This is a genomic window from Agrobacterium vitis (genome assembly GCF_014926405.1).
Taxonomy (GTDB): domain Bacteria; phylum Pseudomonadota; class Alphaproteobacteria; order Rhizobiales; family Rhizobiaceae; genus Allorhizobium; species Allorhizobium vitis_H.
The window spans coordinates 263420-275476 of the sequence record NZ_JACXXJ020000005.1 but is presented as its reverse complement, the minus strand read 5'-3'; the positions used below and the strand labels follow the sequence as shown (position 1 = coordinate 275476).

The following is a 12057-nucleotide window of genomic DNA, read 5'->3' as shown; positions in this document are numbered from 1 at the left end:
GAGGCGTTCAATCCTCAAACCGTGGCGCTTTTTCGTCAAGCAAAGCATTTACCTGAGCAACCACGGTGGCGGCTGCCTCCGGATCGTCAAACACCGCCCTGGAGAGCGCCGCAAATTCCGCGCCGGTTTCAGCGACAGCCAGGGCCGATTGCGGATCTGCGCCGCCCATGACGATGCAGGGGATCTCCACCATCGACGACCACCATTCGCCCAAGGCCAGGTTTTTCGAATGCGCTTCCGGCTTGATATCGCCATCCAGCTTGCCGAAAAACATGTAGTCGGGGTCGGCATCGCCAGCCTCCAGCGCATGGTGCCGGTCGCGGGCCGCACCGGAGCCGACAATCATCTTCGGGGTGAATTTTTCCACCGCCTCGGCCAGCGCCTCGACATCGCCGCTGATATGCAGGCCATCGGCCTTGGCGCGACCGGCAACCCGGCTATTGTCGGCGATGATGGCAGCGGCACCCGCTGCCTGCACCAGCGGCACGACCGCTTCGGCCTGGGCCTGGAACGTATCGTCATCAAAATCATATTGCGGGATGATCACCGAGGCGACATCGCCACCCTTCAAGGCATTGCCGACAGTCGTGGCAAGCATCTGCACATCGGCAATCTGCGGCGTGATAAGAACAAGCCGACAGCGGCTTTGGAACTTGGGCGACTTGGACATGGCGATTTCCGTCTTCTTCATGGCAAGAGCAAGGGAGGCGACCCGGGCCAAAGCGCCCTGCACCCTTTATATAGGGCATATAAGGTGCTGTAGCACGTCATGTCTGCGGCACGCTTTCCCTTTAAACCGATTGTGATTTAAAGAATGATGCTGAAGCCTCTGTTGCTCTCGTTTTTGTTGGCACTCTCTCTGCGGCGAAAGGATCTCGCCATGTTTGCAGGAAGTCGATAGACCGGACTGAGGAAAGGATCAACACCAACTGTCAGAGACAGCCGCCGCCTTCTGGGGAAGATACCCATCCCTACAGATACCAGCACCCCAAGACACCATCGCGGAAATTCGACCATCCATGCTGCCAGATCTCTCATTCCTGCTTGCCGCCATTCCCGCCGTCGTATTGGTCGGCCTGTCCAAGGGCGGTCTGGGCGGCGCCTTCAGTCTGCTCGGCGTACCGATCCTGGCGCTCGCCGTACCGCCGATGACGGCTGCGGCGATTTTCCTGCCGATCCTGCTGGTCATGGATCTGGTCGCGCTGCACGCCTGGCGCCACCATGGCGACTGGCGCACGTTTTTCCTGCTTCTGCCCGGCGCCATCGCCGGGATCGCCTTTGGTTGGGCCACATCGGCGCTGATCCCGGCTGACGCCATGCGGCTCGTGCTCGGGGCCATTACGGTGGTGTTTGCCGGGCGCTATTTCCTGCGCCGCTTGCGCGGCGAAGGCCATGATGCAAGACCGGCAAAACCACAGCGCGCGGTGGCTGCAACGGGTTGGGGCACGCTGGCCGGTTATGGCAGCTTTGTCGCGCATGCGGGCGGTCCGCCGTTTGAAATCTATGCCCTGCCGTTAAAGCTCGATCCAAAGACCTATACCGGTACCAGCGTGCGGTTTTTTGCCTGCCTCAACACCATCAAGGTCATTCCCTATATCGCGCTCGGCCAGCTGGATTTCAGCAATTTCACCCTATCGCTCAGCCTGCTGCCGGTGGCGCTGCTGTCCACCATGGCCGGTGCCATGGTGGTGCGTCGGATGAAAGCGCAGACCTTCTATCCGCTGATCTATGCCATGACGCTGATTGCCGGGCTGAAACTGTTTTGGGACGGTTTGTTTTTCCTGTAATCCGATGAGCGATTGAAGATTGGCATCGGATTGCTTTTGCAAATATCTCGAGACTTGGGATAAGACATTTGCGACTGGAAGGGGATTGCAAAATTGACGACAATCAAAATCCCGATAAAATTGCATTTTCGCATCGCACAATTGCGCTTGCCGGACGGCAGGATGTATCATAGCTTGCGCATATGACGACAATCGATCCATTCTCGGCCATTGCCGATCCCAACCGACGCCATTTGCTGGAAGAGTTACGCCGTGCACCGCGCACGGTGAACGATCTGGCCAAGGGCCTGCCGATCAGCCGGCCGGCCGTCTCACAACATTTGAAGGCCCTGCTGGATTGCAATCTGGTGACAGTGGCCACCCAGGGCACCAAGCGGATCTATTCGGTCAACCATTCCGGCTTCAACCGGCTGAACCTGTGGCTGGACCAGTTCTGGAACTGACGGTGGGATCGGTTCGCATAGGGACCGGCGTGCCAATATCGTCATAGCAGGCGCGAATATTTCGTTCGCCACAGCGCCTCTGGCGTTCCCAATCGTTTATAGCACCGCATGATTCGACTTGCGAAAACAGCCCACGAAAAAGGCCCCGAAGGCAATCGGCGCTTCGGAGCCTGTTCTCGGTCAAGAGCGGCAATGGTTTAGCGCTCTTGGATCTGGGATAGAGTATCAAGACAGCGGCGGAACGCTATAGCAAACAATCCGCCACGTGCCGATGCAAAGGGCCTGTTCACTGGATGAAGTCCTCAAATCGGGCCCGATTCAAGGAGGCATCATCCAGCCTCTAATGTCGTGTCGACTTCAGGCGCTCCATTTCATCCTTGAGGCGCAATTTGAGGCGCTTGAGTTCCAGAATTTCCTTGTCGTCGGTCGAGGGAGAGGAAAGGGCGGCATGTAGTTTCTCCTCCAAAACTCCATGCTTCTTGGCAAGCGATTCAATATGAGCCTGAATGGTCATTTGATTCTATCCTTCCTTTTCAACCTCCAGCATCCATCGCTGGAGCTTCTTGGTTTGCGACAGCAGTGTGACACGATCGCTGGCCGATGTCTAAGGCGAAAACCTGAATTTATGAGGGCAATTTCATGTTGGCACAGGTGATACTTCCCATATCGGGTCGCCTCCATGCGTTAGGCCTCTCTAAACGCAAGGAAAATTGATAGGTTAAAAGACACAGCCAATGCCGATGAAATTATGCGAAAGGGCTAACTTCCCGTTACCGACGTTTGGTGATAGGAGCTTGCGCCATTCCACCATGCATCAGAAATAGATGCAGCCAGCGACAAGATGGGGACAAAAGATGCCGGATCAGGACGACGCGGATACAAGGCTTCGACTCGCACGCCTTCGTCAGGAACACGAAGATTATGATGCTGCGATCAACGCCATGGTTCAGGTCGGCTGCGATGCCTTGCGGATCCAGCGGATGAAGAAGAAAAAGCTTGCCATCAAGGACAGGCTGACCAAACTGGAAGATCAGCTCATTCCCGATATCATTGCCTGAGAAAAGGGTGCCGCCGATGCAGGATGAAAGACCGCCCGTCGCCATCATCATGGGAAGCCAGTCCGACTGGGAAACCATGAAGAACGCTGCCGATACCCTGGACGCACTTGGCGTCAGTTACGAGGCGCGCATCGTCTCGGCCCATCGTACCCCCGACCGCATGGTCGCCTTTTCCAAGGGCGCGCGCGACGAGGGCTTCCAAGTGATCATCGCCGGAGCCGGCGGCGCCGCCCACCTGCCTGGTATGGTCGCCTCGATGACGGCGCTTCCGGTTTTCGGCGTGCCGGTCCAATCGAAAACCATGTCCGGCCTCGACAGTCTCTATTCCATCGTGCAGATGCCAGCCGGTATTCCGGTCGGAACGCTCGCCATCGGCCGGGCGGGCGCTGTCAATGCCGCCCTGCTCGCAGCAAGAGTTCTGGCGTTGCAGGATGCCGATCTCGCCGACCGGCTGGATGACTGGACAGACAATCAGACTGCCGCCGTTGCCGACTATCCCACCGACGAAGCTCCCTGAGGCTTATAAACTGTACGGATCACACGCGTGAAGACCATTGGAATTATCGGCGGCGGCCAGCTTGGCCGCATGCTTGCTATGGCCGCAGCAAGGCTGGGGCTGAAGACCATCGTGCTGGAACCGCAGGCCGACTGTCCGGCCGCCCAGGTTGCCAACCGGCAGATCATTGCCGATTACGCTGACGAGGCAGCCCTTGCCGAACTGGCCGCCAGTTGCGACGTGGTCACCTATGAATTTGAAAACGTGCCGGTCGCCGCCGCCGAAGCCCTGGCGCGCAGCGTGCCGGTCTATCCCCCAGCCAAGGCACTTGCCGTGTCCCAGGACAGGTTGAGCGAAAAGCGCTTTCTCAACGACAATGGCATTGCCACCGCCCCGTTTCGCACCGTCGACAGCCAGGCGGACCTGGAGCAGGCATTGGCCGAATTCGGTGGCGAAGGCGTGCTGAAAACCCGGCGCTTCGGCTATGACGGCAAGGGCCAGCGGGTCTATCGCAAGGGTGGCGATGCCAGCGGCGGCTATCAGGCGCTTGGTGCCGTGCCGCTGATTCTCGAAGGTTTCGTGCCGTTTGCGCGGGAAATCTCGATCATCGCCGCCCGTTCGATATCAGGCGAAATCGCCTGCTACGATCCGGCTGAAAATATTCACCGCGACGGCATTCTGCACACCTCCACCGTGCCTGCGTCGATTTCGCCGCAGACCGCTGCTGCGGCCAAAAGCGCTGCGGAAAAGTTGCTGAACGGCCTCGACTATGTCGGCGTGGTCGGGCTCGAACTGTTCCTGATGGCCGATGGCAGCCTGATCGCCAATGAAATGGCCCCTCGGGTCCACAATTCCGGCCATTGGACGGAAGCGGCCTGCGTAATCTCGCAATTCGAACAGCATATCCGCGCCGTCGCCGGGTTACCGCTGGGCGATCCAGCCCGCCACGGCGATTGCGTCATGACCAACCTGATCGGCGACGATATTGTCGCCGTTCCAGATTGGTTGGCGAAACCGGGCGTGCTCGTCCATCTCTATGGCAAGGCTGAAGCACGGCCCGGCCGCAAAATGGGACATGTCACCGAGGTCAGGAACCGGGAATAACCTGCCATCAACGGGCAAAATGCCTGGTTTTCCGGTTGACATGCCGGGTTAAGCCGGGGTATGTGCCACCAACCCTGAAACAGCGCGCCCAGCGGTGCGTTTTTCGTCGATATACATCCCGGCGGAACCAGACGGTTCCCTGGCAACCATGCGGATCTAAAAATGAAGATCAAGAATTCGCTGAAAGCGCTTAAGGCACGTCACCGCGACAACCGTCTGGTTCGCCGCAAGGGCCGCGTTTACATCATCAACAAGCAGAACCCGCGTTTCAAGGCCCGTCAGGGCTGATCGAAACCTCTCCTGCGGGAGAGCAGCATCACCTCGCTGTGATGCATGGACTTCGGTCAATCGCAGAATTCGGTTTGAAACAGAGCGCATGCACGGTAGATTACCTGCATGCGCTCTGTTCGTTTGTTCATTCACCTGATTCTCACGGCCTGTATTCTGGTTGCCAGCACCCTCGCCGGGCCTGCCGCCACGACGCATGCGCAGGACAGGCCAGACGCGGCACCCAGCCAGCCTATGCCGCCTGCCCTGCCCTTCACGCCGGACCCTCAAAAGCCTGAGCCGAACCACCCCCAGACGGGTGAGCCAAGAGCGGACAAGGATGGCCAGCCGCCATCCTCTCAACAGCAAGGCCAATCTCCGCAGCAGGGCGAGGTCGAACGACTGGAAGACCGCAGCGACACAGCGGCGCTGTCTGGCAAGCCTGCGGACGAATTGCTGACCCAGTTGAAACGCGAACGCCAGCCGGAGGCAGCCAAGGCGATTGCCGCTGCCGTGATGGCGGATTGGTCGAATTCCGGCAGCCCAACCGTCAATCTGCTGATGCAATGGGCCGACAAGGCCATCAAGGACAAGAAGAACGCCGCAGCGCTGGACTTCCTCGATCAGGCGATCGTGCTGGAGCCCGATTATGCCAATGGCTGGGGGCACCGCGCCAGCCTGCATTATAGCCAGGGCAATTACCGCAAGGCGATTTCCGATCTCAATCACGTCCTGGCCATCGAACCTCGCCATTTCGGGGCGCTGGAAATGCTCGCCAATATCCTGGCAGAGACCGGCAGCGACCAAAAGGCGCTGGAAGCTTGGCAGCGCTACCTCGCCATCTATCCCGCCGACCGCGCCGCCCAGAAGACCGTGACCGAGCTTTCGGAGAAACTGGCAGGCGCGCGGACGTAATCATGACCCATTGCGGATGCAGTAGATTTAAAGTGTTACAGCGTCCTTTGTGCGTTTTATAAAACGCAAGGCGCTGTAATCCCTGCTGTGCCGCTAAGGACGGTGGCTTGGAGAAAGCCGAAGGCTATTTACCTTTCACACTCCACGCGCTCCGTACTGTGTTATGCGGACGAAAGAGGCCGTCGCTGTTAAATTTTCTGCGTCATTCTCTCTGATCGCTAAGCCGCTTTAAGGAATGACGCAGCAGGAACCCGTAAGCCATGCCTGCAATTCTGATCCTTGCCATCATTACTACACCTCTGATTGTAGCCTGGGTGTTTTCCACAGTCAAAATAAGACAGATCACGGATGACAATCCGAATATTGGCACGCCCGTCCCGATAAGAGACACCCATCTCAACCTCCTGCATATTCCGGCCTCTGAAAGTGCGGATTTGCCGCCGCTGCTGTTCATTCATGGCGCCAGCGGCAATCTGCGCGATCAGGCCGAGGCCTTTCGTCCGGCGCTTGAAGGGCGCGCAGATTTGATCTTCGTGGACCGACCGGGCCACGGCTATTCACCGCGTGGCGGACCGGAAAACGACACGCCCGATGGCCAAGCCAACGCCATTGCCGAGGCCATGGACGCCCTTGGCCTATCGCGGGCCATTATCATCGGCCATTCCTTTGGCGGCGCCATTGCGGCCAGTTTTGCCGTTCTCCATCCAGAAAAGACAGCGGGTTTGCTTTTTCTGGCCCCTGCCACCCATCCCTGGCCCGGCGGTGTCGATTGGCATTATCATCTGACGGCAACACCAATCATCGGGCCGCTCTTTGCCCGCACCCTTGCGCCTCTTGCAGGGCTTGCCAAGATGGATGGAGCCATCGGGGCAGTCTTTGCTCCCAACCCACGTCCGGATGATTATATCGCCCGAACCGCCCCTACCCTGGTTCTGCGGCCCAGCACCTTCCGTCACAACGCCATCGACGTGTGCGGCTTGCACACCTATGTCACCCGCATGGCGCCCCGCTACCAGGAGATACAGGCCCCAACCGTGATCGTCACCGGTGACCGTGATGCCATCGTTCTTGCAGATATCCACTCCATTGGTCTTGCCCGCGACATTGCAGGCGCCGAGCTTATCTGGGTGCGACATTTAGGCCACAAGCCGGACTATTGCGCCACAGACCTCGCCGTTGCCGCCATTGAAAAAATAGCCGGTCAAGACCGCAATCTTCCATCTTTGGCCAGTAAAATCGGCGAAGCTCTTGAAATGTCAACAAACTGATAAAATTGCCAGCTACTTAAGAGCTCGATAACCACCGATATCGGCTATCTGCAACCAATAGGATTGTGTTCTTGACATCACAATCAAAATAGCGCAAAACTATAAGCATAATAACAAACCAATTTAAAACGACAATATTACCAAAGACGAATTTATAGTCTATTTATATTTCAGAGTTATTAAATTATTTATAAGTAATAAAGTCGCCCCTCCCAAGGCGGCTTTATTATTTTGTTGTATCTATACTGCAAGTCAACATTTATAGACTTATACTATTATGGATTAATGCAGAATTTCACAAATCGAATAGCAATCCCTAAGGGAATAGTGACTCAGCCTCAAAGCATGAGCACATCGATCCTGCATTTTAGAAACCGCAGGATACTCCATCTTTTTCTGTTGCCATCAGATTTTACCCAGACCGAGTAGCACGTCTCAGTCCGCTCAATTGAGCGGTTGGAGCGCCCTGTCACGAAAAACGCCGCCCGTCATCCCTGACAAGCGGCGCTAGAATTTTTCGGATACATGGCCCATCAGAAAGGTCACTGAAGATGACCCTTCACATTCTCATTTCACATACTTCCACGACATGGCTCCCGCAAGGCGAGGATGCATCAGCATCTTCGCCTTGCGGGACGGCTTAGCAAATTTTAGACGCCGGACAGTCCATCCGGACCGATATAGGCGATGCGCAGCATATTGGTGGCGCCTGGCGTTCCCAATGGCACACCAGCGGAAATGATCACCCGGTCGCCCGGCTTGCCAAACTCTTCCGAAACCACAATGCGGCACGCCCTGTTGACCATATCATCCAGATCGGTCGGCTCTTCGGAAACGACGCAATGCAGGCCCCAGACCAGCGACAGGCGGCGGGCCGTCTGCACCACCGGCGATAGCGCCAGGATCGGCACTTCGGGGCGCTCGCGTGAAGCACGAAGCCCGGTATTGCCGGAGGAGGTGTAACAGACGATCGCCGTCAGCTTCAGGGTCTCGGCAATCTGGCGGGCCGCCAGCGAAATCGCGTCGGCGCCGGTTGCTTCCGGCTGCGGGCGCTGGGCATAGATAATGCCGGGATAGTGCGGTTCGCGCTCGATGGTGCGGGCAATCGACGCCATGGTGGAGACCGCTTCGACCGGATACTGGCCGGAAGCAGATTCAGCCGACAGCATGATGGCATCAGCGCCTTCGAACACGGCTGTCGCCACGTCGGAGACTTCGGCACGGGTCGGAACCGGCGCTGAAATCATCGATTCCAGCATCTGGGTGGCCACGACCACCGGCTTGCCTTCACGGCGGCAGGCGCGAATCAATTGCTTCTGGATGCCGGGAACGGCTTCCAGCGGCATTTCCACGCCAAGATCACCACGCGCCACCATCAGGGCGTCGGACAGTTCGATGATCTCGTCGATCCGTTCCAGCGCTTGCGGCTTTTCGATTTTCGACATCAGCCCGACCCGTCCGCGGGCGATCTTGCGCACCTCGGCCAGATCCTCGGGACGCTGGATGAAGGACAGCGCGACCCAATCGACATCATTGGTGGCCAGAACAGCATCCAGATCGGCGCGGTCCTTGTCGGTCAGCACGCCGGTGGCAAGGATCGTGTCGGGCAGGCTGACGCCCTTGCGGTCGGAAATCTTGGTACCGGACACAACGCTACAGACAATGGTCTTGCCGTCGCATTTTTCAGCACGAAGATGCAGCTTGCCATCATCGATCAACAGGCGATGGCCAACCTTGACGGCCTCCAGGATTTCCGGATGCGGCAGATAGACCCGGGTTTCATCGCCAGGGGCCTCGTTGCTGTCGAGGGTGAAGGTCTGGCCGGGCTTTAGTTCCACAGAGGTATTGGCAAATTTGCCGACCCGCAGCTTGGGGCCTTGCAAATCGGCCAGAATGCCGATTGGGCGCCCGCACGCAGCTTCGACACTGCGGATGCGCTGGATCAGCGTGCGCATCACATCGTGGCTGGCATGGCTCATGTTGATACGGAAAAGATCGGCGCCAGCCTCATGCAGCTTACGGATCATGGCTTCATCTTGCGAAGCCGGTCCAAGCGTTGCGAGAATTTTGACTTTGCGGTTACGCTTCATTGCTTCTGGCCTTCCTGCGTGCCGGGCGTGTCGGACAACTGAACCATCCAGCTCCCCTGGCGGCCCGTGTCATATTCCTTGAAACCCATTTGCTGGTAACCGCGCTTGAAACAATCCCCGACGCCAACGATCTTGAACTCGTTTTCCGCCACGCACATGTTGACATTGCCAGTCCAGCGGCCACCGCGGGCGGCATCTTCTGCGTAGAGATAATAGTAGCGCGATTTCAGCTCGCCTTCGATCAGCGTTGCGCAGGTCGAAGCGGGCACTTGCCACCAGCCCTCGCTGATCCAGCCTTCCGCCGCCCGATAGCCAATGGCCACGCCGACGAGATTGGCCGAACCATTGCAAACGCGAAAATCCGCCTGCGCGGGTGCGGCATAAGCAATCGGTGAAAAAACAATGGTCAAAAACAGGCCGAGACGTGCAAGACGCCCGGAACCTGTAACGGAAGAGAGTGTGTTGGAATGAGGCACGGCTTCCGACGGAACTCCATTTTTCTGTGTTGCCTTCTTGCGACTATGGACCAAGAAAGTCAACGCAACTCTAATCGATTGTAATCCCCACGCGAATGATGAGGGATGAGTTTGACTGTATGGTGACGCTAGCACGCCTTGAAGCGAACCACATCCGTCTTGCCTCACAGGCTTGAACCGCAATAGCAGATATCACACGAATGATCATAAGGGGTTAAGCGACATCGAAGCATCCTTTTAAATCCGCCTGCTGCATAATTCCTTAAATCCAACCCGATTTAAGGAATTATGCAGCAAATTTGAAGGGCGACGGCCTCTTTTGTGCATTTGACAAGGCTCACACGGCTCAAGCCTTGAAAAACTGGTGATAATCCTGTTTCTGCGTCGCAACCGGTCCAAATTCGACCCAGGACACCACCTAGAATAATCGGTGAAGGATGCTTCACACGCATCCCCCATCATAGACAATCCCATCACATAAATGTGTCAGCCATGAATGACTTCAAACCCTATGAGACGATAGCCGGCGACAACAGCCTGGGCCTCGTTCTGCTAGCCGATCACGCCATGAACCGGCTGCCTCCCGGATACGGCACGCTTGGCCTGCCAGATAGCGCTTATCTGCGCCATATCGCCTATGACATTGGCGTGGAAGGCCTGACCCGGCAATTGGCGGCCCGGCTCGGGGTGCCGGCGGCGATGTCCTGTTTTTCCCGGCTGCTGATCGACCCAAACCGGGGCGAGGACGACCCGACGCTGATCATGAAAATTTCCGATGGGGCGATCATTCCCGGCAATCACCCGATCACCACGGAAGAATGGCAGCATCGGGTGGAAAATTTCCACCGGCCTTACCACCGCGCTGTTGAACGGTTGCTGGCCGATGTTGCCTCGGCGAGCGGCAAGGCACCGCTGGTGCTGTCGCTGCATTCCTATACGCCCGCCTGGAAGGGCACGCCCCGCCCCTGGCATGCCGCCGTGCTATGGGATAGCGATGAGCGCGCTGTGCGGCCACTGATCGACGCGCTCAGCCTGCCGGGCGACATTCTCGTCGGTGACAATGAGCCCTATGACGGCGCCTTGAAGGGCGATACACTCTACCGCCATTGCATGGTGTCGGGCATGCCTCATGCGCTGCTGGAAGTGCGCCAGGACCTGATCGGCGATGAAGCGGGCATCGCGGCCTGGGCAGACCGGCTGGAACCGATTTTTGCCGCATTGAACCGCGACCCTGCCCTGCACCAATGGCAACAATTTCCGTCCCGCACAGGACCTTATCCCGCCTTGGAGAATGGATCGGACAAAAGATGAGCGAACTGACCAAGGAACAGCAAACCGAACTGGAAGCAGCGGCCTTTCGACGTCTTCTGGCGCATTTGCGGGAACGCAGCGATGTGCAGAATATCGACCTGATGAATCTGGCCGGGTTCTGCCGCAATTGCCTGGCCAATTGGTATCAGGACGCAGCCGATGCCAAAGGGGTCGAGATGACCCGTGACGAGGCGCGTCATCATGTCTATGCAATGCCCTATGAGCAATGGAAATTGCGGCATCAGAAACAGGCGAGCGAGGCCCAGAAGGCCGATTTCGAAGCCTCTCGCCCGCAGGACGAGCCTTAAACGTGGCTATGGACATGGCACCGGATATGGATAATTTTGCCTAATCCCACCCCAGGGCCTCTTTCGGGTTTCAAGCTATTATCCATTTCTGACAAGAGCTTACCCGATATCCCGCTGACCCATCTGCCAAGCCCTGGGCTTTGCGTCGTGCAAAAGAACTTGACGTGGCGCAGAGTTCACGGCACGTCACCCCCACTCAAATGACCATCCCCAGCAAGGAGATCCCCATGTCTGATGCTCATGGCGTCGCCCGTGACCAACTTCGCGCCTTTGTCGAGCGCATCGAACGCCTGGAAGAAGAAAAGAAGACCATCGCCGACGATATCAAGGACGTCTATGGCGAAGCCAAGGGCATGGGTTTCGATACCAAGATCCTGAAAAAGGTTATCGCGCTGCGCAAGAAGGATGAGCAGGAACGGATGGAGGAAGACCTGATCCTCGATACCTATCTTCATGCTCTGGGCATGATTGAAAACCCGCCGGAAGGCTAAAGCATCGGACCGAACGTTAAGAAGCGGTTTTCGGATAAATCCG

Annotated in this window: 15 protein-coding genes; 11 read left to right on the top strand and 4 right to left on the bottom strand. The window is 57.4% G+C overall.

Features of this window, described 5'->3' with window-relative positions; genetic code table 11:
- Positions 1 to 7: 7 nt before the first annotated feature.
- Positions 8 to 670 (bottom strand): thiamine phosphate synthase, encoded by a 663-nt coding sequence (locus tag IEI95_RS12330; protein WP_041698198.1) that lies wholly within the window; start codon positions 668 to 670, stop codon positions 8 to 10.
- A gap of 349 nt (positions 671 to 1019) precedes the next feature.
- Between IEI95_RS12330 and IEI95_RS12325 the strand changes: the two genes are divergently transcribed.
- Both IEI95_RS12325 and IEI95_RS12320 read left to right on the top strand, forming a co-directional pair.
- Entirely contained in the window at positions 1020 to 1787 is a 768-nt protein-coding gene (locus tag IEI95_RS12325; protein ID WP_156537079.1) for a sulfite exporter TauE/SafE family protein, read from the top strand.
- A 182-nt stretch (positions 1788 to 1969) separates the two neighbouring features.
- Positions 1970 to 2230 carry an ArsR/SmtB family transcription factor gene (locus IEI95_RS12320; RefSeq protein WP_015917058.1) on the top strand — a complete coding sequence of 87 codons (261 nt, stop codon included), beginning with the start codon at positions 1970 to 1972 and terminating at the stop codon, positions 2228 to 2230.
- 340 nt (positions 2231 to 2570) lie between these two features.
- Here the strand turns inward: IEI95_RS12320 and IEI95_RS12315 are convergent, their stop codons facing one another.
- Positions 2571 to 2744, bottom strand: a complete 174-nt coding sequence (locus IEI95_RS12315) for a YdcH family protein (protein ID WP_015917059.1) — start codon at positions 2742 to 2744, stop codon at positions 2571 to 2573.
- 340 nt (positions 2745 to 3084) lie between these two features.
- Between IEI95_RS12315 and IEI95_RS12310 the strand changes: the two genes are divergently transcribed.
- The 6 genes from IEI95_RS12310 (at position 3085) to IEI95_RS12285 (ending at position 7338) form a co-directional block, all read left to right on the top strand.
- The gene (locus IEI95_RS12310) at positions 3085 to 3288 is read left to right on the top strand and encodes a YdcH family protein (RefSeq protein ID WP_156535978.1); all 204 of its coding nucleotides are present in this window, start codon (positions 3085 to 3087) and stop codon (positions 3286 to 3288) included.
- A gap of 16 nt (positions 3289 to 3304) precedes the next feature.
- Positions 3305 to 3805 (top strand): 5-(carboxyamino)imidazole ribonucleotide mutase, encoded by a 501-nt coding sequence (gene purE / locus IEI95_RS12305; protein WP_015917061.1) that lies wholly within the window; start codon positions 3305 to 3307, stop codon positions 3803 to 3805.
- A 27-nt stretch (positions 3806 to 3832) separates the two neighbouring features.
- Entirely contained in the window at positions 3833 to 4888 is a 1056-nt protein-coding gene (locus IEI95_RS12300) for a 5-(carboxyamino)imidazole ribonucleotide synthase (protein ID WP_194416488.1), read from the top strand.
- Between the two features lie 162 nt (positions 4889 to 5050).
- On the top strand, positions 5051 to 5176 hold the full coding sequence (gene ykgO, locus IEI95_RS12295) for a type B 50S ribosomal protein L36 (protein ID WP_003497670.1): 126 nt from the start codon (positions 5051 to 5053) through the stop codon (positions 5174 to 5176).
- A 108-nt stretch (positions 5177 to 5284) separates the two neighbouring features.
- Positions 5285 to 6070, top strand: coding sequence for a tetratricopeptide repeat protein (locus IEI95_RS12290; RefSeq protein ID WP_234934217.1), 786 nt, complete (start codon positions 5285 to 5287; stop codon positions 6068 to 6070).
- Positions 6071 to 6330: 260 nt separating this feature from the next.
- A complete protein-coding gene (locus tag IEI95_RS12285; protein WP_194416487.1) occupies positions 6331 to 7338 on the top strand; it encodes an alpha/beta fold hydrolase in 1008 nt (335 codons plus the stop codon).
- Between the two features lie 650 nt (positions 7339 to 7988).
- On the opposite strand, the gene pyk is transcribed toward IEI95_RS12285, so the two are convergent.
- Both pyk and IEI95_RS12275 read right to left on the bottom strand, forming a co-directional pair.
- The gene (gene pyk, locus IEI95_RS12280) at positions 7989 to 9428 is read right to left on the bottom strand and encodes a pyruvate kinase (RefSeq protein WP_156533808.1); all 1440 of its coding nucleotides are present in this window, start codon (positions 9426 to 9428) and stop codon (positions 7989 to 7991) included.
- Positions 9425 to 9904 carry a DUF1036 domain-containing protein gene (locus tag IEI95_RS12275; RefSeq protein ID WP_041697052.1) on the bottom strand — a complete coding sequence of 160 codons (480 nt, stop codon included), beginning with the start codon at positions 9902 to 9904 and terminating at the stop codon, positions 9425 to 9427. Before IEI95_RS12275 ends, pyk begins: the two co-directional genes overlap by 4 nt.
- A gap of 492 nt (positions 9905 to 10396) precedes the next feature.
- Here IEI95_RS12275 and IEI95_RS12270 point away from each other — a divergent pair, with 492 nt between their 5' ends.
- From IEI95_RS12270 to IEI95_RS12260, 3 genes are all read left to right on the top strand, one after another.
- Positions 10397 to 11215 (top strand): N-formylglutamate amidohydrolase, encoded by an 819-nt coding sequence (locus IEI95_RS12270; RefSeq protein ID WP_156533806.1) that lies wholly within the window; start codon positions 10397 to 10399, stop codon positions 11213 to 11215.
- Positions 11212 to 11523: a DUF1244 domain-containing protein gene (locus tag IEI95_RS12265; RefSeq protein WP_041698200.1), complete on the top strand. Its 312-nt coding sequence runs from the start codon at positions 11212 to 11214 to the stop codon at positions 11521 to 11523. Before IEI95_RS12270 ends, IEI95_RS12265 begins: the two co-directional genes overlap by 4 nt.
- A gap of 227 nt (positions 11524 to 11750) precedes the next feature.
- Positions 11751 to 12014 carry a DUF2312 domain-containing protein gene (locus IEI95_RS12260; protein WP_015917069.1) on the top strand — a complete coding sequence of 88 codons (264 nt, stop codon included), beginning with the start codon at positions 11751 to 11753 and terminating at the stop codon, positions 12012 to 12014.
- Positions 12015 to 12057 lie beyond the last annotated feature (43 nt).

Excerpts from the sequence above, each read along its gene's own strand:
- IEI95_RS12330 (WP_041698198.1), bottom strand. The coding sequence starts at position 670 with ATGTCCAAGTCGCCCAAGTTCCAAAGCCGCTGTCGGCTTGTTCTTATC.
- IEI95_RS12325 (WP_156537079.1), top strand. The coding sequence starts at position 1,020 with ATGCTGCCAGATCTCTCATTCCTGCTTGCCGCCATTCCCGCCGTCGTA.
- IEI95_RS12320 (WP_015917058.1), top strand. The coding sequence starts at position 1,970 with ATGACGACAATCGATCCATTCTCGGCCATTGCCGATCCCAACCGACGC.
- IEI95_RS12315 (WP_015917059.1), bottom strand. The coding sequence starts at position 2,744 with ATGACCATTCAGGCTCATATTGAATCGCTTGCCAAGAAGCATGGAGTT.
- IEI95_RS12310 (WP_156535978.1), top strand. The coding sequence starts at position 3,085 with ATGCCGGATCAGGACGACGCGGATACAAGGCTTCGACTCGCACGCCTT.
- purE (WP_015917061.1), top strand. The coding sequence starts at position 3,305 with ATGCAGGATGAAAGACCGCCCGTCGCCATCATCATGGGAAGCCAGTCC.
- ykgO (WP_003497670.1), top strand. The coding sequence starts at position 5,051 with ATGAAGATCAAGAATTCGCTGAAAGCGCTTAAGGCACGTCACCGCGAC.
- IEI95_RS12290 (WP_234934217.1), top strand. The coding sequence starts at position 5,285 with ATGCGCTCTGTTCGTTTGTTCATTCACCTGATTCTCACGGCCTGTATT.
- IEI95_RS12285 (WP_194416487.1), top strand. The coding sequence starts at position 6,331 with ATGCCTGCAATTCTGATCCTTGCCATCATTACTACACCTCTGATTGTA.
- pyk (WP_156533808.1), bottom strand. The coding sequence starts at position 9,428 with ATGAAGCGTAACCGCAAAGTCAAAATTCTCGCAACGCTTGGACCGGCT.
- IEI95_RS12270 (WP_156533806.1), top strand. The coding sequence starts at position 10,397 with ATGAATGACTTCAAACCCTATGAGACGATAGCCGGCGACAACAGCCTG.
- IEI95_RS12265 (WP_041698200.1), top strand. The coding sequence starts at position 11,212 with ATGAGCGAACTGACCAAGGAACAGCAAACCGAACTGGAAGCAGCGGCC.
- IEI95_RS12260 (WP_015917069.1), top strand. The coding sequence starts at position 11,751 with ATGTCTGATGCTCATGGCGTCGCCCGTGACCAACTTCGCGCCTTTGTC.